This is a genomic window from Dietzia sp., assembly GCF_036741115.1.
Classification (GTDB): domain Bacteria; phylum Actinomycetota; class Actinomycetes; order Mycobacteriales; family Mycobacteriaceae; genus Dietzia.
Map to the genome: position 1 here is coordinate 12,490 of NZ_DAINST010000028.1, position 20,107 is coordinate 32,596.

Here is a 20,107-nt window from a genome sequence, read left to right on the forward strand (position 1 = left end):
GCAAATCCCCAAGCTCCAGCACAATTTCCCCTGTCGAGTTTCGTAGGGGATTGTGCTGGGGCCCGCGGATTCGGGAGAGCCCGGTGCGCCGCAGCTGCGGTAACCGTTACGGGTCGACGAGACAGAGACCGCGCTCCGGCGTCTCCGCGTCGATGGAGTCGTAGTCGGAGGGGATGGCGAACGAGTAGATCGAATCGGTCTCGGGATGGCCAGCGGCCTCACACTCGGGGATTGACTCGACGTCACCCTCCCCGCCCGAAGGGTTCTGCACGACGGCGACGACCTTTTTCGCCCCCGGGGTGCCGCAGTCGACCTTCTCGTAGAGGGAACTCCCCTCGCCGATGCAGTCGCCTTCCTTTGCGGTGTTGACGGACTTGGACTTGTCCGCGCCGACGGCGCCGAGGCACAGGGCCTCGATGTCTTCGCTCTCGAAGCCGATGGCAGAGGATGCTCCTGGCTCGTCGATGCACTTCGGGGAACTGGACGAGTCGCGCACCGAGATGACCTCGGAGCCTGCGAGGGGATCGTCGCAGTCCACGATTTCCGGGTAGCTGCCGTATGTGGGTGTCGAGGAATTGAGGTCGATTTCCTCGTCGATGCAATCGCCGGCTTTGTAGGAAGGAAGAGAATCGCTGCCGAAGAGGTTGCTGCTCGACGAGTCGGTCGACGGCGAGGTCGAGTTCGACGAGCTCGAGGAGTCTGCGGCGTCGAAGGTCGTGGAGTCGGTCTCCGAGCCCGACTTGGCGAGGAAGAAAACGCCGATGATCGACAGAAGCACGACGACCGCGGCCACCGCTGCGACGATCCCGATGATCTTCCCCGAGTTGTTCTGCTGCGGCTGCTGGCCGAACTGGCCGGTGTTACCGGGTCCTCCAAGGCCTCCTTGGCCGCCAGGTCCGAAGCCGCCGGGGCCATAGGGGTATCCGGGCTGGCCGGGCTGACCCGGGTAAGGCTGCCCCTGCTGGCCGGGCTGACCCTGCTGTCCCGGGTAAGGCTGGCCGCCCTGCGCGCCGGGCTGACCGAACTGCTGCGTCGGCTGCTGCCCGCCATACGGGGTACCGCCGTAGGGCTGGGCCGGCTGGCCCGCCTGGCCGAACTGACCATGTTGACCGGAATAGGGCCGGCCGCCCTGCGCGCCGGGCTGTCCCGGCTGACCGAACGGCTGCGAACCGTCCTGCCCGCCGTAGGGCTGCTGCCCCTGCCCTGCCTGCGGGCCCGTGTAGCCCTGGCCGGTGTTGCCGTAGCCGCCGCTTCCGGCTCCGCTGTTGGTTCTGGCGCCCTGACCAGGCGAATCCGACGATCCCTGCGACCCCGAACCGTCCGGCGCCGCGCCGATGTTCCCGTTCTCGTTGTTTGCCATGTGTCTGAGAGTTCCCCACACAGCCAAATGGGTGCACGAATTGGCAAGAAAGTTCTCCAGCCGTACATCCGCACGACGCGTGCTCGGCGAGACGGCGCCCAAAAAGGCACAAAAAAAGAGCCCTTCGGCTCTCTTCCCATTTCATATTATGACCCCGAGGGGGCCTTGCCGCAAGGGGCCCCACCTGCGTAAGAATGGCTGCTCTTCCCGCCTCGCCGCCCGCTATGAGGAGCCGCCGCATGCCCGATTCCCGCCGCGATTCCCACCCCGCACCCCTAGCCGACACCGCACCCCGCTACTTCGCCCTGCCACCCGAGAAATCCGCGAAGGCCGCACCCGCGATGATCGCCGCCGACGACGCCCACGTCGCGCGCCTGTCCGAGGCGATGTCCCGCCGCCTCGCCGAAGCTGCGGCGCGGCTAAGGGAGCTGCGCACGTACGCCGTCAACCATGGGCAAGACTTCCTGGAACGAGACCTCGAGATCCACCGTCTGACGACGGAGGTCCGATTCCTCCGGCGTTTCGCCCTCGACCTGTGCCTCGGCCGGGTCGTCGGCGAGGACGGCGGTGAGCCCACGTACATCGGCCGACGCCGAGACCCCCGCCGCCCTCGACGAGGACTCCGCGCTCTTCGCGTCCCTCCGCGCCGGGCGAACGTCGCGGATGCGGGACGCGCTGGGGACCATCCAGGCAGACCAGGACGAGATCATCCGGGCGACGTCCCGCGGCGCGCTCGTGGTCGACGGCGGCCCGGGGACGGGCAAGACTGTCGTTGCTCTCCACCGTGCGGCGTACCTGCTCTACGCCGATCCGCAGGGCGACGCCCGGCGCGGCGGCGTGCTCGTCGTCGGCCCACACCGCCCGTACCTGGCCTATGTCGCCGACGTGCTCCCGAGCCCCGGTGAGGAGGGCGTGCTCACGTGCACCATCGGCGACCTCGTGCCCGAGGGCGAGGACGCCGGCCCGGAGTCGGATCCGCGCGTCGCCGCACTCAAGGCCGACGGCCGCTTCGCCGAGGCCATCGAGCGTGCCGTCCGCTTCTACGAAGAGCCGCCCACCGAGACGCTCGTCCTCGAGACCGCCGGCGGAGTCGTGCGGGGCACCGCCGCCGACTGGGCCGACGCTCGATCCCACCGCTGTCGTCGAGGATTTCTGGGCCGTTCCCGCCTACCTCCGCATGGCGGCGCCCTGGCTCGATGACGCCGCCCGCCGCCTCCTCCACAGGCCCGAGCCGCGGCCCTGGACGGAGGCCGACCTGCCGCTCCTCGATGCCGCCAGGGAGCGCGTCGGCGACCCGGGTGCGGAGAAGGAGAGGCGCGAACGCGAGCGACTCGAAGCCGGACAGCGGGGGGGCGATGGCGCGGGTCATCGACGAGCTCATGGCCGCCGACGATTCGGAGCTCGGGCTCATGAAGTCGCTGCGGCAAGCCGACCTCCGTGAGGCCCTCGTCGACCACGAGGCACTTCCCGGTGAGCGGGCGAACCGTGTCGAGGGGCCGTTCTCGCACGTCATCGTCGACGAAGCCCAGGAGCTCACCGACGCCGATTGGCAGGTGCTGCTGCGGCGCTGCCCCTCGCGGAGCTTTACCGTTGTCGGCGACCGGGCGCAGGCCCGCGCCGGATTCGCCGAGTCGTGGGAGGAACGGCTCGAGCGCATCGGCCTGCGGGATGCGCGGGTACAGACGCTCACGTACAACTACCGGACCCCGCAGGAGGTCATGGATGCTGCGGAGCCCGTGATCCGCGAGGCGCTCCCCGATGCGAACGTTCCCGTCTCGGTGCGCAGTAGCGGGATCCCGGTGCGCCGCAGTTCGGTTGCCCAGCTCGAGGCGATCGTCCGCGAATGGCTTGCGGCCTCGGGAGAGGGCGTCGCGTGCATCGTGGGTGCCTCGACTGCGGAGGCCGCGTTCGCCGCAGGGGAGGAGCGGTTCAGCGTCCTCGACCCGGTGTCGGCGAAGGGGCTCGAGTTCGATCTCGTCGTGCTCGTGCGGCCGGCCGAGTTCGGCGGCGCTGCGGGCGTGGCAGGTGCCGTCGACCGCTACGTCGCCATGACCCGGGCTACCGAGCGACTGGTGGTGCTCGAGTAGGGCGCATCGTCGCGCCGACGTAGCTCAGAACCCGCGGTCGAGCACCGATTCCACGAGGGAGACAGCGGTCGACGCACCCGGCGAAGCACCGAGGACACCGGCGAGCGAGCCGTCGGTCGAACGGATGACTTCTGTGCCGAAGCGGAGCTCACCCTTCCCGCGCGCTCCCGGCGCGACGATCTGTGCGCGCTGGCCGGCAGTGCGCATCGACCATCCCTGTTGATCGAGGTCTGCCGTCGCCACGAACTCCTGGAGGTGCTCCTCCTTCGCGGACGTGCTCGAGAACACCTCACCGAAGAGGAGCCGGACGAGCGAGAGATTCGCCGCGCCGGCCTCGGCCAGGGGAGCGACGTTGTGAGGGCGAAGCGATGCGAGGGCATCCCACGGACGGCCGCGGAGCAGGAACCGCGGGCTCGTACCGGCGAATGGCCCGAAGAGGACGGAACTCTCGCCGGCGATCCTGCGGGCGTCAATGTGGGGCATCGACATCGGCGGAGCTCCGATGGGCGCCTTCCCGTAGACCTTGGCGTGGTGCCGGTCGGTGACGGCGGGATCCGAGGTGTAAAGGAACTTGCCGCTCACCGGGAGTAGCCCGTAGCCCCGGACCTGGGGAAGGCCGGCGGACTGCAGCAACTTGAGTGCCCAGCCGCCAGCGCCGACGAGCACCTTCTGGGCGCGCAGGCTCCCGGCTACGCCCCGTTCGCCTCGCGGGCGCAAGCGCGCGGTCCAGGAATGGGCAGCGTCCGCCGTCAGGCCTTCGACTTCGGTTCCCATCCGGACATTCACCCCGCGTGACCGGGCGGACTCGACGAGCTGCCTGGTGAGCTCGCCGAAGTCGACGTCGTATCCGCCGGGATGCCATGTTGCCGCGATGGGTCCGGCCGCGCGTCCTTCAAGGAGCAGCGGCGCCCACCGGGCGATGGTGTCGCGGTCGGTGGAGAACTCGAGCTCCTCGAAACCGGGGAGCGGGCGGAGCGCAGCATGGCGCTTGCGGAGGAAATCGGAATCCGCCTCGCCGGCAACGAAACTCATGTGCGGAACCTGCGTGAGGAACGTGTCGAGCGGTCCGATCCGGCCTTCGTCGGACCATCTGGTCCATGTCGCCAGGTTTTCGGCGAACTGGCGGTTCATCGTGATGGCTTTGGCGGTGTCGATCTCGCCTTTCGGGAGCTCGGGTGTGTAGTTGAGTTCGCACAACCCGGCATGCCCGGTGCCTGCGTTGTGCCAGGTGGCGGACGATTCGAGGGCGGGAGCGTCGAGGCGCTCGACGAGTGTGATCGATGCCTGCGGATGCCTTTCCAGCAGAAGGTGCGCGGCGGTGGCGGACACGATCCCGCCACCGACGAGGAGGTAGTCGGTGTGTTCCGGTGCTGTGCTCACGATGCTTCCTTTGCAGGACGACGGCTGTATGCGACCACGTTCCCTCGCAGGTAAACATTCCGTCCAATGCTCCACGTGCACGTTATGATCCGGAAATGGAACGTTTTCTCTCGTCCGAGGCGAACAAGCTGTTTCCGCTGCTCGCGGCATTCGACGCGCTCGCGATTGACGGGACCGTGACCGGTGCCGCCACCGCTCTCGGGGTGCCGCAGTCCTCGCTCTCCCGGCGGATCCGCGCGGCAGAGGAGGCCTTGGGCGTGCCCCTGGTGCAGAACGTCGGCAGGCGGGTCGAGCTGACTCCGCAGGGGAGGGAGCTGCACGAGCGCACGCGGACCCTTCTCCATTCGCTCGACGAGACCGTTCGATCGGTCTCGCGGGACGCGGATCCCGAGGTCGGGCTCGTGCGCTTCGGATTCCCGCTCTCGCTGTCTCCGCTGAGCATCCCTGGCTTGATCGCCGAGTTCCACGAGCGATATCCGCGAATCAGGCTGCACGTGGTCCAGGCCTACGGGGAAGAGCTCGTGCGCCAACTCCGCGACGGGCAGCTCGACCTCGCCGTCGTGATCCCGGCGCCGGAAGGGTTTTCCACCACGGTGCTCGGGCACCAGCCCATCGATTGCTACGTCTCGCGGGGCCACCGCCTCGCCGGGAAGGAGTCTTTCTCGCTCGCCGAGCTCGCAGACGAGGACTTCATCGCGAATCCGCCGAGTTACCACCTTCGTGTGCGGCTCGACGAATGGTGCGCGCAGGCAGGATTCTCCGCGCGCGTGCCGTTCGAGATCACGGAGTTCGACACGATCCGGGAGCTCACGGCCAAGGGGCTCGGGGTGTCCCTCCTGCCGCCGCCTGAATCCGAGCAGTTCGGGCTGGTACGCATACCTCTGGTCGAAGGATTCGTCCGCAGCGTGGGTTTGTCCTCTGCGCTCGACGAGCCGACTGTTCCGGTGCGGCGCCTGCATCACTTCCTGTCCTCGCGCTCGGGGAGTCTCGCCCGCTGGATTTCGCCTGCCTAATGGCGATAGTGGCAACCAGACAGGTCGCCATATTTGGCCAGGAGGTGTAGGCCTGGGGTATGAGCACATTCGCCTTGAAGAACCCCAGCACCGGACAGGACGAAGGCAGCTTCACCCGAATCGAGGACTCCGACCGCGACGCTATTCTCAATCGCTCGGTCGAAGCGCAACGCCGTTGGAGGGAAACGTCGATCGCCGAGCGTGCGGAGATCCTCCGCAAGACCGGAGACCTCTACTCCGCGAGGAGCGACGAGCTCGCCGACCATATCGGTCGCGAGATGGGCAAGCTCGGATCGTGGGCCGCCGAGGAGATCGCCATCGTCGCCTCGATCTACCACTGGTACGCCGATCACGCCGAGGAACTCCTCGCCCCGGAGGAGTTGGAAGCGCAGGGCGCAGACAGGTCCTACGTGGTCAAGGAGCCCATCGGCCCGCTGCTCGGGATCATGCCGTGGAACTTTCCCTACTACCAGGTCGCACGGTGGGCGGTTCCGAATCTCCTACTCGGTAACTCGCTGGTCCTCAAGCATGCGGGGATCTGCCCGCTCTCCTCGCAGGCGTGCGAGGACCTGCTTCTCGAGGCGGGCCTCCCGGAAGGTGTCTTCCAGAACATCTACGCCTCCGGGTCCCAGATGGACCCCTTCGTCGCCGACAAGCGGATCGCCGGGGTTTCTCTCACCGGTTCGGAAGGAGCCGGTGCCGCGGTCGCGAAGACCGCCGGCGAGAACTACAAGAAGTCCCTGCTCGAGCTCGGCGGAAACGATCCGTTCCTCGTGCTCGACGAGAAGAACCTCGAATGGACCCTCGACCGCTACGTCGAGATCCGCATGTACAACACCGGGCAGGCGTGCAACGCCCCCAAGCGGCTCATCGTGCAATCGGAGTTCTACGACCGCACCGTCGAGTACCTGGAGAAGAAGATCGCCGAATTGCAGGTCGGACCCTACGACGATGAGAACGCCGACGTCGGGCCTCTGAGTTCCATCGGTGCCCGCGACGAGTTGGTCGAGCGCCTCGACAGGGCGGCGAAGGACGGCACGGCGACGGTCCGAGTCGGTGGCAAGAAGATCGACCGAGACGGCGCCTACATGGAGCCGGCCCTGCTCACGGACGTCGATCCGTCGGCGGACGTCGGCTGCAACGAGCTCTTCGGTCCGGTCGCGATCGTCTACCGGGCGGACGGCATCGACGAGGCCGTCCGCATCGCCAACGAGGAGTCCGAGTACGGCCTGTCGAGCTCGGTGTGGAGCGCAGATGTCGAGAAGGCCCACGAAGTCGCCCGGCGGCTCAAGGACGGGATGACGTTCGTCAACGAGCACGGCGTGACAGCCCCGGGGCTTCCGTTCGGCGGTGTCGGCCGCTCGGGGTACGGCCGGGAGCTCGCGCGCTGGGGTGTCGGCGAGTTTGTCAACGACAAGCTTATCCGGGTCTCCGGGCAGCAGGACGCGGGTAGCTCTCCCGCCTAGCTTCCGCATCGGCCGTAGCCACCCCCGGGCGACTCGCCCGGGGGTGGATTCGTGTGTTGGTAGGAGCGGTTTGTGTGTGTTTCCGAACTGGCTGGGGGGCGGCGAGGCGGTGGTGTTCGGAATGGAAAAACGTGCGACTGGTGGGGTAACGGGCAAGTCTTGTGACGCCGGAAGTCCAATGTATTGACGCGTCCACCACCGACGGCCGCCACTTCTGGACATTCGGTCGACATATGTACCATTGTGATCTAAGTAAACACCAGATGATGATTAATAAAGCTGGTCATGGCCGCATTGGGCACGTTGACTGAGTGGAGGATTAATAACTAATGTGACCCATGTCATTCTATTGAGCCGGCGGTGACGGGCCGGCACGTGTGCAAGAAGACGCACATGGGCAAGGGAATTCGGCGGGCAGGAGCGATCGTCGGGAGCGCGGCACTCGCGGGGGCAATGGTGCTCGGCGTGGGCGCTGGCACCGCCGGCGCGCAGACCGTGGGCACGGGCACGGCGCAGGGCATCAAGTTCACGCGCTCGCTTGACAAGGCATCAGTCAAGTACGGCGACACCGTGACCATCTCGTCGTCGTGGGAACGCATCCGGTACCTAAATCAGGTTCAATGGATCGACGACAATCACCCGACGTGCTTCAAGTATGTCGACGGTTCACTTTCCAACAGCGAGGGGAGTTCCGGCGATTCGTTGTCTGATACGCCGGGACATACGAAAATCACTTCGGGTCTGCTCAACTACTGGAAGCCCTCGTTCACGGTCTCGGCGACCTACAAGGTGCTGTGCGATCCGAGCACGACGCCGCTGGCGACAGGTGGCCTGACGTTCAGTATTGTCGCCGGAACGCTCTTCCCCCAGGAGTTCACAGACGCCGGTCCGTCGATCACCGTCGAGAAGGCCAGCTCGTCGGTGACCCTCGGCACCATCGGCACCGCGCAGACCGGCGTGAGTAAGCCCCTCAACATCACCACCAGCGGCATCCCCAACGGCCAGAACGTGGAAATCTACGACGGGTCCACGAAGATCGGCGACGCCGCCGTCAACAACAACCAGGCGACCTACCAGTGGACGCCGAGCACCTCGGGCTCGCACACCCTCAAGGCCACGTTCGCGGGAACCACGCAGGTCGCGGCGTCGGCCTCGCAGTCGCAGACCGTCAACGTCTCGCAGTCGGTGCAGCCGTCGACGACCACGCTCGACGCCGTGACCGGCGCGAAGGTCGGCCAGCAGAGCCAGCTCAAGGCCACGGTCTCCCCGGCCGCCGCGAACTCGACCGTCACCTTCAAGGTCGACAACGTCGTGGTCGGCGAAGCTCCCGTGGTCGACGGCGTCGCGACGTACGGCTGGAGCCCGTCCAGCGCGGGCAATAAGACCGTGACGGCCGAGTACTCCGGCGGCGGTACTATCGCCGGGTCGGTCTCGGACGCGCAGCCGGTCTCCGTCGCGGAGGCGGACCCGAACATCGCCGAGACCACCACCACGGTCGACCTGCCGGCCACGGCGAAGGTGGGCACCGCCGTCACACTCGGCGCGACGGTGGCGAACGGCACCGAGGGCGCGACAGTGACCTTCAAGTCCGGCAACACCGTGATCGGCACGGGCACCGTCGGCTCCGACGGCAAGGCGAGCGTCCAGTGGACGCCGGGCGCGGCGGGTCTGGTGACGATCACCGCAGAGTACGCCGGCGATGCCACGACCTCGGCGTCCTCGGGCTCGGCGAATCTCACGGTCGATCCCGAGGCGACCGATCCGGGCGATCCCGGAGACCCGGGCGATCCCTCGACCCCGGGCACGGGCAGCCTCGGCAGCCTCGGCTCGCTCACGGGCTCGCTCGGGAACTAGCGCGGGTCGGCTCGATCAACCCACGGCCGGAGCCGCCGGCCGCATCCACCCAGGCGCCGCCTCGCCCTCCCCGCGAGGCGGCGCCGCACCAGAAAAGGACGGACATCCCATGACCACACGCATCCGCGCGGCGCTCGCCTCTACTGCCGCCGTGTCCCTGCTCGCCGGCGGCGCGGCCATCGCGCTCGGCGCCCCCGCCGCCTCGGCCGCCGACTCCACCGCGAACTGCAAGACGAGCCAGACGAAGACGTACAAGTGGGCTGGCAGTTTCGGCACCGACTACACCCTGACCAAAGAGGTCGTCGGCGACGCGACCGTCGCCCCCGGCGGCACGGTGACCTACCGCACGACCGTCGAGGGAGCAGGGGCGCTCATCAGCAAGATCACCGACTTCCACCCCGCCGGCTTCCAGCTCACCTCGGCGCGCGAGAGCGTATGGAAGCTCATCGGTGGACAGTCCTGGAGCACTGTGACCGACAACGTGACCAAGGATGGGAACGCCAACTCGGTATCCCGCTCGGGTGCGGGCTGGACCACGGCGCTCGGTGCGCACGTCTCGTTCGAGACCACCTATAAGGTCCCGGCGGACGCGGTGCCGGGCACCGTGCTCAACTCCGGCTCTTCCTTCGCTGCCGTGCTCACAGACGGCACGAAGACCGAGAACCCCTTCGACGTCTGTGTCACGATCCGCGAGCCCAACGCAATCGAGCAGGCCACCGGCAGCGTCGACGACGCGGGCCTCGGTTCGCTGACCTCTGGCTCGACGAGCTCGGCCACCATCTCGAGCGATCCCTCGGGCTTCTTCTCGGACATCATCAACGGCGTCGACATCGCGAAGCTCGCCGGAAGCTAGTCGCGGAAGTCCGCGACCTTCCCCGACCCGCCGAAGATCCAGGCCAATACGATCGCGCCTGGATCCGGCACGCCACGGGCCGCGTCTCCCACGTAGGAGGCGCGGCCCTTGCGCGCGACCAGCTCGCGCGTCGCGAGCGCGCCCGCCTCGGCCGCATCGTGGGCCGCCGTCAGCGCCTCGTCGAATCCGTCCCCGCGATCCGCCGCCTCGCGCGCCGCCCGTGCCGCAGGTGCGAGCGCGTCGAGTAGCGTGCGGTCTCCCTCCTGTGCACCACCCAGATCCATGACGGCGGACGCCGCATTTTCCAGACCCCCTGCGAGCCCGGCGGCCCCCGGATTGTTGCCGAGTCCCGCAGCGATCTCGCGGAAGGCCGTCCCCAGTACGGCGCCGGAGGTGCCGCCCGCGCGCACGAGGAACCTATGGGACAGGGCATCGGCGAGCTCGGCGTCCGTGCCCCGCATAGGCAGCGCGATATCGCCGAGCGCGGCGTCCATGTTGGCGCCGAAGTCCCCGTCGCCCGCGAGCCTGTCGAGCTCCGTAAGCTTGTCGACCGCTCCCTGCACACGTTCGACGAAGGCGCCGAGCCAGGCGCACTCTTCGCCGTCTCGCGGCGCTGCGTCGCGGGACAGTCCGTCCGCGAAGGCGATGCGCGCGGGGGTGGGCGGGTTCGCGGGGTCGAGCGGACCGCCGAGCGCGCGCGGCCACGCGGGAGCGGCGGTCTCGGCGTCGAGGAGTTCGAGAAAGTCCGGCAAAACACGGGTCAGGGTGATCGACGCACCGGCCATGTTCACCGAGGTCACAAAGCTGCCCACGAGCGAGCGGCGTACCTGGATCCCTCGCTCGCCGAGCCACCCCGCAGCGCGACCGAAGAGGAGATCGAGCTCGAGCGCGGTCGTCCCGCCGAGCCCGTTGACGAGGCAGAAGACCTCCTCGCCCTCGCCGAGCCCGAGCGCCGCCGTGATCTCCTCGAGCAGGTGCTCGCACACCGCGTCCGCGCCCTCCGCCGCGACGCGCGAGACCCCGCGCTCGCCGTGAATGCCCACGCCGAGCTCCATCTCGCCGGCGTCAAGGTCGAAGGTGTCGCGACCGCTCGTGGGGAGGTGGCCCGGTGCGAGCGCCACGGACATGCTGCGGGAGTTGTCCGCGACGGACTGCGCGATGCGGGCGACGGCGGCGAGGTCGTCGCCGCGGTGGGCGGCGGCGCCGGCGATCTTCTCCACGAGGATTGTCGCGGCCGTGCCGCGGCGGCCCGGGCCGCCGTCACTGTCGGAATCGGAATTGCCGCCGGCCATGTCGGTGGCGACATCGTCGTCGACGATCACCTCGGCGGTCTCCACATCGGAGAGCGCCTGCCGGGCGACGCGGAAGTTCATCACGTCCCCGGTGTAGTTCTTGACCACGTGGAGCACGCCGCGCCCCTGGTCCGCCCAACGCGTGGCCTCGGTGACCTGGACGGCGTTGGGCGAGGTGAACAGCAATCCTGGGCACGCGGCCGCGAGCATTCCGGCGCCCACGAAACCCGCGTGCATCGGCTCGTGCCCGGATCCGCCGCCGGAGACGAGGGCCACGGCGGGTGCGCCGTCCGCCGTCACGAGCGGAGAGCGGCGCGCGACGAAACCCGCCTCGTCCCACACGGCATCAGGGTGCGCGGCGATGAGCCCGCCGAGCGCTTCGGGGAGGAAGTCCTCGGCAGCGTTGCGGAAGCTTCGCATGGACTTTACGGGAGCGTTGTCGGTGGATTTCGCGTGGTCGTTTGCGGAGCCGTGGGCGGGTGCGGATGCAGAGTCTCTCATGCCGCCGAGGGTAGCTACGAGCGCCTTCCCGCTGCCCGCACTCTCCATAGCTCCCGAAGTCTCCCGCCCCTCGATTCTTCGCCTTTCGCCACCGCCCGTGCACGGGCTACCGTGGTCCGCGAATCCGCGTCGACCGAGCGAAGGGGTGGCCCCACATGAGCCGAGGCCTGAGGATCGTGGCGGAGCCCGGCCTCCCTACGGCCATCGCGAACAGGATCCGCGGGAGACTCGAGGAGCGAGTCCGCGAGGACCTCTCCGAGGAAATCGATGTGACCATCGAGCAGGGCTCTCTCCTGCTCGACCCCGACGGCGAGGTCCATCTCGGTGCCTCGGTGCCGCGGAATGGTAAGACCGACGACGTCGTCATCTTCCTCACCGAGCTCCCGCGCCTCTGGGGCGGCAGGCCCACGCCGGCGGAGATCGACCTCCAGCGCAGGGCGGGAATCATTTCGCTCCCGGCGTGCGGCGTCGGCCGTCTCAATCACGTGGTTGAGCGGCTCATCGTGGCTTCTGCCGCCGGAATCATCCACAAGGACATCCACGACGAGCTCCTCTACGCCGTGCAGTCGCGGAACCGCATCTGGACCGACGATTCCGCGGGCCACGCGAAGAGCACGTTGGTGATGAATACGCGGTGGGGCTGGGCGCGGACCGTCATCGGGATGATGCGGATCAACCAGCCGTGGAAGCTCGTCGCCTCGCTCAAGGGCGTGCTCGCCGCTGCGGTCGCCACCGCCTCATTCGGCGTGTTCTACACGTCGATCTGGAAGATGGCGAGCGCCCTCAGCCCCGCGCGCCTTCTGCTCATCACCGCCTTCTCGATGGCGATCATGACCACGTGGCTCATCGTCGCCAACCATCTATGGGAGACGAAATCGAGTGGTCGATTCAGCAGAGTGTGGGCGCGGCTCTACAATTCGACCACCGTCTTCACGGTGCTCACCGGCGTGGCCTTCATGTATCTCGGCCTATTCGTCGTGATCTTCGCCTCCTCGATGATCGTCATCGACGCGGGCTTCCTCACCGAGCAGTTGGGGCAATCGAGCACGCTTCTCGACTACGGTGCCCTCGCCTGGCTATCGACTTCGATGGGCGTAATCGCCGGCGCCCTCGGCTCCAACGCCGACAGTCACGACGCGATCCTCCGGGCGACCTTCGGCCGGCGCGAGCAGGAGCGCCGCAAGACGCGCGACGAACTCGATCACGACGAGGCCGAAGGGGAGGACATCATCGTGTCGAAGGAAGATTTCGAGTAGTCCCACTCCGATGACGCCGGAGGTCCCCGCCGCCCGCGCGGTGTGCCGTCACGGGTGGGGCTTTATCGACCTCGGGTCCTAGACTGGCCGGGCGACGAGGGGAGCGGTGCGAGATGATCACGGGCGGGCAGCAGGGCGGCAGCGACAGCACGGGCGAGGGCAGCGGCGAGTCCCGCAGCAACGCACCCCGCAGCAATAGCGCGGCCGGCAGCGCCGCGTCCGGCAGCGCCGCGACGGTCGACGTCGTCCTCGACGCCGTGTGCGCCGGCACGATCCGGCCGCTCATGCCGGAGGGGCAGCCCTCGGCCATCACCAAGCACGGGGTCGATGGGGCGGTACGCATCGGCGCGCTCGGCCTTGAGGGCGACGAGCACGGCGACCCGCGCGTCCACGGCGGCGCCGAGAAGGCGCTCCATTACTTCTCCGTCGAGGGCTACGAGCGATTCGCCGGCGCGCTACCCGGCGTCCGCATCGAGCCGGGCATGCTCGGTGAGAACTTCCGCGGCCGCGGGGCCACGGAGGCGGATGTGTGCATCGGGGACGTCTACCGCATCGGCACCGCGCTGGCCCAGGTCTCGCAGCCGCGATCGCCGTGCTGGAAGGTAGACAACCTCCTCGGCCACATCGGCGCGAACCTCACCCTCGCCGAGCTCCGCTGCCAGGGCTGGTACTTCCGCGTGCTCGAACCGGGAGAGGCGGCAGCCGGAGACCGCATGACTCTCGTCGACCGCCCCTCGCCCGGAGCCGACCTCGATCGCCTGCTTGCCGTGCAGCAGGAGCTCCGCCCGGACCCGGCGGAGGTGCGCGCGCTGGCCGCCGCGGAGGGTCTCACCGAAAAGCTCCGCAAGCGCCTCCTCGGCCGCGCGAAGTGGCTCGAGAACAACGCGCACTAGCCGCGGACGCGGGCGTGCGGCTGTCCGCGCACACCCTTGGATACCCAGCAAACTCCAATCTGTGAGCAACGTCTCTCCAAGGATTACCTGAGTGGCTTTCGCCGCTTGTCGCCGCCCGCGAGGGTGGCGCCGGGGTCCGGCGTCAGGCACGACTTTCGGCCCCCACCTGGGTGGATTCCTCCGTGGGCCCTTCCGCTCGAACAAGCGGTCCGCGCCTTCCTCCGGGCGCGGCGGCGCCGCAGCGCTCGGATTTCCTCTGCCGCGTGGGCGCCGATAGGCCCGAAAACTAATTGCACTCCTTGTGCAAACTTTCATTCCGCGTGTACAAATTGTGTCGTCAATGCGGGAGCCGTGGCGCACGAGCGTGCGGGAGCGGCCACCTGTATCCGTGACCTCATCCGTGAGAAGCCACCGGGCGGTTCGGCTGCCTGGGGCGCTTTCGAACAAGGAGCCCTACCCATGGCCAAGTTCCTCTATCGCGTGGGCCGAGCGGCCTACGCCCATCGCTGGCGGTTCATTGCCGTCTGGCTACTCATCGTCGTCGGCGTCGGTATCGCCGCTGCGACGCTGAGCAAGCCGACCTCGACCTCGTTCTCCATCCCCGGCCTCGAATCGATCGAGACCCAGGACAAGCTCGCCGAGAAGTTCCCCGGATCGGGGGACCAGCTCGAGGCTCCCTCCGGCCAGGTTGTCATGCAGGCGCCCGAAGGCAAGAAGCTCTCGGACCCGGACGTGCAGAAGCAGGTCGCGAGCTTCGTCGACGACCTCAAGAAGCAGCCCTACCTCGCGAACCCGGACAAGATCGTCGACCCGGCCACGGGAGCCATGGCGGCCGAGCAGCAGCTCGCGCCGGCGAAGGAGAAGCAGGGCCTCCCGAAGGAGCAGATCGACGCCGACATCCAGGCGATGAGTCCGCTGTCCGAGGACGGCAGGACCGGCATCGTCCAGGTCACCTTCGACGCGCCGACCTCGACCGATATCGAGCCCGGCGACCTCACGACGTTCAAGGACGTGGCCGCCGAGCACCAGAGCGACGACCTCGAGATCGCCTACGCGGGCAACGCCTTCCAGACCCAGGAGATGAGCGGCTCGGCGGAGATCATCGGCATCATCGTCGCAGCGCTCGTCCTCATCATCACGTTCGGCTCGTTCGTCGCCGCGGGCATGCCGCTACTCACGGGCGTCACGGGTGTCGGCATCGGCATCGCCGGCGTCACGGCCGCGACCGCGTTCACCGACACCATCAACTCGATGACCCCGACGCTCGCGTCGATGATCGGTCTCGCCGTCGGTATTGACTACGCGCTGTTCATCGTGTCGCGCTTCCGCAGCGAGCTGATCAAACACGTAGACGGCTACGACATCTCGCCGAAGGAACTCGCGCAACGGATCAAGGGCCTCGACCGCCGCGAGCGCGCCCACATCGCCGGCATGGCCGTGGGCAAGGCCGGCTCGGCTGTGGTGTTCGCAGGCTCGACCGTGGTGATCGCGCTCGTCGCGCTGATGGTCATCAACATCCCGTTCCTCACCGCCATGGCGCTCGCCGCCGCCGTGACCGTCGTGATCGCCGTGCTCGTCGCGCTCACGCTGCTCCCCGCAATCCTCGGTGCCTTCGGCACCAAGGTCTTCGCCGGCCGCGCCCCGTTCGTCAAGGCTCCGGACCCCGAGAACGAGAAGCCCACCGTGGGCCTCCGCTGGGTGCGCCAGGTGCGCAAGCGCCCGACGATCTTCGCAATCGGCGTCGCCGTGGTGCTCGTGCTGCTCGCCATCCCGGCCGCGCAGCTGCGTCTTGCCATGCCGTCCGATGGGTCGATGAAGGAAGGCAGCCCCAACCGCATCGCTTACGACATGATCTCCGAGGGCTTCGGCCCCGGCCGCAACGCGCCGATGGTCGCGCTCGTCGAGAACGACGGGCAGTCGCCCGAGGAGGCGCAGAAGACCTGGGCGACGGCAGTGACGGACCTCCAGTCCATCGACGGTGTCGCGAACGCCCAGCTCGGTCAGCCGTCACCCGACGGCTCGGCGGCGCAGATCATGATCACGCCCGAGGTCGGCGCGACGGACGAGCGCGCCGCGGATGTGCTCTCCTCCATTCGTGACGGCGAAGGCCGGTTCCACGAAGAGACCGGAGCCACGTACTCCGTGACAGGTGCCTCTCCGATCTTCGAGGACATCTCCGAGCGGCTCTCCTCTGTCCTGATCCCGTACATCGCAATCGTCCTTGTTCTCGCGTTCCTCCTGCTCATGGTGGTGTTCCGCTCGATCCTCGTCCCGCTCGTGGCGGCGCTCGGGTTCGCGCTGTCCGTCGCGGCGACGTTCGGCATCACCGTCGCTCTCTGGCAGGAGGGCTGGGGCGGCATCATCTCCGACCCGCAGCCGATCATCTCGTTCCTGCCGATCATGCTCATCGGCCTCGTGTTCGGACTGGCGATGGACTACCAGGTGTTCCTCGTCTCCCGGATGCGTGAGGGCTACGTGCACGGCAAGGCCGCGGGGAACGCCGTGGCCAACGGCTTCAAGCACGGCGCCCGCGTCGTGACGGCCGCCGCGCTAATCATGATCTCCGTGTTCGCGGCGTTCATGCTCATGGACGAGCCGTTCATCAAGGTGATGGGCTTCGCGCTCGCCGCAGCCGTGCTGCTCGACGCGTTTCTCATCCGCATGACCCTCGTGCCCGCCGTGATGTTCCTCCTCGGCGACTCGGCGTGGAAGCTCCCGAAGTGGCTGGACAAGATCGTGCCGCGCGTCGACGTCGAGGGCGAGACGCTCGTCGAGGTCGAGGACGAGCTGTGGAGCAAGAAGCGGGCGGAGCCGGAAGCGGTCTCGTCCGGCGCCGAGGGCAGCGATCCCGAGGGTCGATGAAGAGCCTGAGGGAGCGGAAGAAGAGTGAGACGCGCCGCCGCCTCGCGGTGGCGGCCGTCGACCTCCTCATCGACGAGGGCGACGAGGGCGCGACGGTGGCGGCGATCGCCGAGCGCGCCGGCGTCTCGGCCCGGACCTTCCACAACTACTTCCCGAAGCGGGACGATGCGTACCTCTACTTCGTCGACCTGGTCACGGAAGAGTGGGAGAAGAGGTTCGAGACTCTTCCCTCGGATGACGGCCCCGTACGCAATGTCCGGACTCTGCTCACCGAGATGCTCTCGCCCAGCGAGGGGAACCTGATCTCGCCGGTCAAGCTCATCCAGCTCGGGGAGCACATCGCCGTGCTCTTCAGCAAGGAGGAGCGGATGTGCGCGAAGTCGAAGATGCGGGGTCTCGAGGACGACATGGTCGAGCGGTATTCGGACCAGTTCTCGCGTCTCGAGATGCAGGTCCTCCTGCCGGCGTTGTTCGCGGGCGCCGGGGTGGCGATCGAACGCTCGATCGAGGACGGCGCCGATCCCATCGACTACGTCAACCAGGCCTTCGACTTCTTCGAGGAACGCTTCGGGAAGTAGTCGGGCCGGCCGCTTCTTCGGGGAGCCCGACCGGCAATCTCGCAAGGCGCCCACCCGGCAATTTCGCAGAGTAGCCGGGACATCCACTTCTGCGAGGCGCCCCACCCGGCATTCTCTCCGAGCCTCCGGCCCGGCAATCTCTCCCCGCGGGGGAGGCGGTGAACCCGCCTCCCCCGCTTTTCTCTTCCGTCCGCGTGGTTTCGTCCCCGCGGTTTCGCAGAGCAGGGGAAGATCGGGGCCATGGAGAAACTCGAAAACGACGGCCTGACCTTCGACGTGCAGGACTCCGGCGAGCGGGAGCAGAGGCTCGGCACCGTGGTGCTCCTCCACGGCTTCCCGCAGACCTCGCAGATCTGGGCAGGCACTGCCGCGATCCTGGACGCCGCCGGATACCGCGCTGTGGCCTTCGACCAGCGCGGATACTCCCCCGGGGCGCGGCCCGCCGGGCGACGCAACTATCGCATCCAGCTGCTCGCCGGCGATGCCGCCGCGCTCGTCGAGGCCCTCGACGTGGGCCCGGTGCACCTCGTCGGCCACGACTGGGGCGCTGTCGTCGCGTGGGAACTCGCGGCGAGCCGACCGGACCTGGTCGCCTCGCTCACGACCGTCTCGGTGCCTGCGCCCGGCGCGTTCCTCGCATCCCTGGCGAGCAGCCCACAGCTCCTGCGTAGCTGGTACATGGGATTCTTCCAGCTCCCCTTCGCCGTCGAGGCGCTGGCGACCCGGGCGCCGGGGGTCATGGACAGGCTCCTCCGGAGCGGCGGGATGGAGGACGACCAGATCGCGGCGTTCCACAGGGACATCGTCGGCTCGGGGGCGTTGACGACCGCCGTCAACTGGTACAGGGCCCTTCCCTTTGCCGGGCCCGGGTCTCTCCGGCGGCACGTCTCGGTCCCCACCGCGCACGTGTGGGGTGAGGGTGACGCGGCGCTCGACCGGCGCGGGGCGGAGCTCGCTGGGAATTACGTGGACGCGCCGTTCGAGCTGCACGTGATCGCCGATGGCGGGCACTGGTTGCCGGAGAGGAACCCGGCGGAGGTCGCGGAGGCCGTGCTAGGAGTTGCGGGGCGCGAGGGCTGAGCGCGATGCGTACGGAGTTCGTGAGCAGGGTGGTGGCCGCGGCGTGCTCGACCATGCGGTGACCCTTCCCGATGGGACGGGGCGTCGACAATCCGCTGCGGGTGCTCGCGCATCCGGACGGCGCGGAGTCCGCCTTCGCGGTCCGGCAGTTGGCGCTTACTGATGAGGAGTTCGAGCGGGACTGCGCCGCCGTGTCCGCGGACCTCGCAACGCTCGCGGGGCTGGTTGAGGCGGGGGAGTAGGCGCTGGACCTTGGCCGGCCCATCCGGAAAGTCCGCCGCCTGCTGTGGCTACGCGGCGACCTCGAGGAGTTTGCGGATTCGCGCGATCAATAGGGCCTCGTCTCGGAGGTCTGACCAGGTCACGTGCATGTCGCGATATCCTCGCGTGACGAGCCCGTAATCGCGGTCGCGTTGGCGATCGAACTGGGTATAGGAGGATGGGGGGTTCTCGCTGCTGTCGAATTTGCCCTTCCCGTCGAACTCGAGGATCAGATTTCCTTCGGCCCGGTAGAGATCGGCCACGTAGATGGTCGGACCTTCGCCGTCATGGATGCAGTACTGCGGAATCGGAGTGGGGAAGCCGTGCAGGAACAGCAGCACGCGAAGAATGCTTTCTCCAGGACTCTCCGAGCGGGCGTCGGCGAAGTCGACGGCGGCCCGCGCGCGGGGAAGGCCGTTGCCGCCGCGGAGCTGTAGCCGTTCTCCCACCGCCTCTCGAGAGATGAGCTTCCTGTGCAAGGAGGCGTCGAGCGCGACCACGGCGGACTTGAAGCTCGCCTGTCGCGCGAACTGCGCGAGGGCCGAAGCCGGGGAAACGGTCGGGATGTCCTGGGCTTCGCCGAGATCTTCCGGTCCTAGGGGGCACTCGATCTTGATCCTCGTGTCGTACGAACGGAACGCGAACTTCTCTGCATGCCGGGAGAGGTGGACTCGCCGCAGATCGTGGCCGACGAGTGGCAACCCGTGGACGGCGAGTGCGGACCAGGAGCTTGCGCGCCACTCGGGTTCCGACACCACGAGGGCGCCGGCGACGCTGATCACGTGTCGCTCTTCTCGATAGAACCTCGAGAGTGGGGTGGTTGCGAAGGCGCCGCGGCACACTCTGGACCACTGGTTTTTCGTGACCTTTTCGTCGACGGCGGCGCGGCTGTAGCCGCGCTCTGCTGCTTCGTGGAGGGTGAAGACGACGACGTTGTGGTCTCGGAACGCAAGTCGAAATGGCACGGGGTCATCGTGGATCAGTGGGGGAATTCTGTGGGGGCGCTACTTTACGGCGCGCGTAGGCGGGAGCGCCCGGGTTGTGGCGGTCGGGAAGTGCTGGTGCTCGGGGACCCGGGCGCCCGGGGGAGTACCAACGACGTTGAGTCGGTACCCACGAAGATAGGAGTTCGTGGGCACGTGAGGAACTTCGTGGGTACTTCGACATCGGCCCCGCTACGCTCGCACCAGCACCAGCACCAGCACCCAAAAAGGACCCCGATGCCCGAGCTCGACCGCATCACCACGACCACCGAAGACGGCACCGAGCTCGCCGTCCAGCGCCTCGGCGACGGCCCGGCGCTGCTCCTGCTCCCCGGCCAGTCGAACTCGCACCGCTGGTGGAGCGGCCTCCGCGAGTCCTTCGCCGAGC

15 protein-coding genes and 1 pseudogene are annotated in these 20,107 nt (G+C 68.0%); 11 read left to right on the forward strand and 5 right to left on the reverse strand.

Annotated elements, in window-relative coordinates:
• Window positions 1–106: 106 nt before the first annotated feature.
• Window positions 107–1,360 carry a hypothetical protein gene (locus V7E05_RS06275; RefSeq protein ID WP_333618816.1) on the reverse strand — a complete coding sequence of 418 codons (1,254 nt, stop codon included), beginning with the start codon at window positions 1,358–1,360 and terminating at the stop codon, window positions 107–109.
• A 295-nt stretch (window positions 1,361–1,655) separates the two neighbouring features.
• The gene (locus V7E05_RS14305; RefSeq protein ID WP_442891618.1) at window positions 1,656–1,796 is read right to left on the reverse strand and encodes a hypothetical protein; all 141 of its coding nucleotides are present in this window, start codon (window positions 1,794–1,796) and stop codon (window positions 1,656–1,658) included.
• Window positions 1,797–2,020: 224 nt separating this feature from the next.
• On the opposite strand from V7E05_RS14305, the pseudogene V7E05_RS06280 reads away from it, so the two are divergent.
• Window positions 2,021–3,447, forward strand: a pseudogene (locus V7E05_RS06280) (HelD family protein); the annotation flags it as partial.
• A gap of 24 nt (window positions 3,448–3,471) precedes the next feature.
• Here V7E05_RS06280 and V7E05_RS06285 read toward each other — a convergent pair.
• Window positions 3,472–4,827 carry a malate:quinone oxidoreductase gene (locus tag V7E05_RS06285; protein ID WP_333618817.1) on the reverse strand — a complete coding sequence of 452 codons (1,356 nt, stop codon included), beginning with the start codon at window positions 4,825–4,827 and terminating at the stop codon, window positions 3,472–3,474.
• A gap of 95 nt (window positions 4,828–4,922) precedes the next feature.
• On the opposite strand from V7E05_RS06285, the gene V7E05_RS06290 reads away from it, so the two are divergent.
• The 4 genes from V7E05_RS06290 (at window position 4,923) to V7E05_RS06305 (ending at window position 10,013) form a co-directional block, all read left to right on the forward strand.
• Complete coding sequence (locus tag V7E05_RS06290) at window positions 4,923–5,840, forward strand: LysR family transcriptional regulator (protein WP_333618818.1); 918 nt, start codon at window positions 4,923–4,925, stop codon at window positions 5,838–5,840.
• 59 nt (window positions 5,841–5,899) lie between these two features.
• A complete protein-coding gene (locus V7E05_RS06295; RefSeq protein WP_333618819.1) occupies window positions 5,900–7,306 on the forward strand; it encodes an NAD-dependent succinate-semialdehyde dehydrogenase in 1,407 nt (468 codons plus the stop codon).
• Window positions 7,307–7,666: 360 nt separating this feature from the next.
• Window positions 7,667–9,160 carry an Ig-like domain-containing protein gene (locus V7E05_RS06300; protein WP_333618820.1) on the forward strand — a complete coding sequence of 498 codons (1,494 nt, stop codon included), beginning with the start codon at window positions 7,667–7,669 and terminating at the stop codon, window positions 9,158–9,160.
• A gap of 109 nt (window positions 9,161–9,269) precedes the next feature.
• Window positions 9,270–10,013, forward strand: coding sequence for a hypothetical protein (locus V7E05_RS06305; RefSeq protein ID WP_333618821.1), 744 nt, complete (start codon window positions 9,270–9,272; stop codon window positions 10,011–10,013).
• Here V7E05_RS06305 and V7E05_RS06310 read toward each other — a convergent pair.
• Window positions 10,010–11,725, reverse strand: coding sequence for a dihydroxyacetone kinase family protein (locus V7E05_RS06310; protein WP_333618830.1), 1,716 nt, complete (start codon window positions 11,723–11,725; stop codon window positions 10,010–10,012). The genes V7E05_RS06305 and V7E05_RS06310 overlap by 4 nt on opposite strands.
• Before the next feature lie 236 nt (window positions 11,726–11,961).
• Here V7E05_RS06310 and V7E05_RS06315 point away from each other — a divergent pair, with 236 nt between their 5' ends.
• The 6 genes from V7E05_RS06315 to V7E05_RS06340 all read left to right on the forward strand — a co-directional run bounded on the left by V7E05_RS06315 (window position 11,962) and on the right by V7E05_RS06340 (window position 18,717).
• Complete coding sequence (locus tag V7E05_RS06315) at window positions 11,962–13,062, forward strand: hypothetical protein (protein WP_333618822.1); 1,101 nt, start codon at window positions 11,962–11,964, stop codon at window positions 13,060–13,062.
• A 113-nt stretch (window positions 13,063–13,175) separates the two neighbouring features.
• The gene (locus V7E05_RS06320) at window positions 13,176–13,955 is read left to right on the forward strand and encodes an MOSC domain-containing protein (protein ID WP_333618823.1); all 780 of its coding nucleotides are present in this window, start codon (window positions 13,176–13,178) and stop codon (window positions 13,953–13,955) included.
• 459 nt (window positions 13,956–14,414) lie between these two features.
• Window positions 14,415–16,817 (forward strand): MMPL family transporter, encoded by a 2,403-nt coding sequence (locus V7E05_RS06325; RefSeq protein ID WP_333618824.1) that lies wholly within the window; start codon window positions 14,415–14,417, stop codon window positions 16,815–16,817.
• Complete coding sequence (locus V7E05_RS06330) at window positions 16,814–17,395, forward strand: TetR/AcrR family transcriptional regulator (RefSeq protein ID WP_333618825.1); 582 nt, start codon at window positions 16,814–16,816, stop codon at window positions 17,393–17,395. Before V7E05_RS06325 ends, V7E05_RS06330 begins: the two co-directional genes overlap by 4 nt.
• Before the next feature lie 240 nt (window positions 17,396–17,635).
• A complete protein-coding gene (locus V7E05_RS06335; protein ID WP_333618826.1) occupies window positions 17,636–18,475 on the forward strand; it encodes an alpha/beta fold hydrolase in 840 nt (279 codons plus the stop codon).
• 71 nt (window positions 18,476–18,546) lie between these two features.
• On the forward strand, window positions 18,547–18,717 hold the full coding sequence (locus tag V7E05_RS06340) for a hypothetical protein (protein ID WP_333618827.1): 171 nt from the start codon (window positions 18,547–18,549) through the stop codon (window positions 18,715–18,717).
• A gap of 48 nt (window positions 18,718–18,765) precedes the next feature.
• Here V7E05_RS06340 and V7E05_RS06345 read toward each other — a convergent pair whose 3' ends face one another.
• Complete coding sequence (locus V7E05_RS06345) at window positions 18,766–19,701, reverse strand: hypothetical protein (RefSeq protein WP_333618828.1); 936 nt, start codon at window positions 19,699–19,701, stop codon at window positions 18,766–18,768.
• Window positions 19,702–20,107: the final 406 nt, after the last annotated feature.

Bases quoted from the DNA above. Each gene is read 5' to 3' on its own strand.
- V7E05_RS06275 (WP_333618816.1), bottom strand. From the start codon at position 1,360: ATGGCAAACAACGAGAACGGGAACATCGGCGCGGCGCCGGACGGTTCG.
- V7E05_RS06290 (WP_333618818.1), top strand. From the start codon at position 4,923: ATGGAACGTTTTCTCTCGTCCGAGGCGAACAAGCTGTTTCCGCTGCTC.
- V7E05_RS06295 (WP_333618819.1), top strand. From the start codon at position 5,900: ATGAGCACATTCGCCTTGAAGAACCCCAGCACCGGACAGGACGAAGGC.
- V7E05_RS06305 (WP_333618821.1), top strand. From the start codon at position 9,270: ATGACCACACGCATCCGCGCGGCGCTCGCCTCTACTGCCGCCGTGTCC.
- V7E05_RS06310 (WP_333618830.1), bottom strand. From the start codon at position 11,725: ATGCGAAGCTTCCGCAACGCTGCCGAGGACTTCCTCCCCGAAGCGCTC.
- V7E05_RS06315 (WP_333618822.1), top strand. From the start codon at position 11,962: ATGAGCCGAGGCCTGAGGATCGTGGCGGAGCCCGGCCTCCCTACGGCC.
- V7E05_RS06320 (WP_333618823.1), top strand. From the start codon at position 13,176: ATGATCACGGGCGGGCAGCAGGGCGGCAGCGACAGCACGGGCGAGGGC.
- V7E05_RS06325 (WP_333618824.1), top strand. From the start codon at position 14,415: ATGGCCAAGTTCCTCTATCGCGTGGGCCGAGCGGCCTACGCCCATCGC.
- V7E05_RS06330 (WP_333618825.1), top strand. From the start codon at position 16,814: ATGAAGAGCCTGAGGGAGCGGAAGAAGAGTGAGACGCGCCGCCGCCTC.
- V7E05_RS06335 (WP_333618826.1), top strand. From the start codon at position 17,636: ATGGAGAAACTCGAAAACGACGGCCTGACCTTCGACGTGCAGGACTCC.
- V7E05_RS06340 (WP_333618827.1), top strand. From the start codon at position 18,547: ATGGGACGGGGCGTCGACAATCCGCTGCGGGTGCTCGCGCATCCGGAC.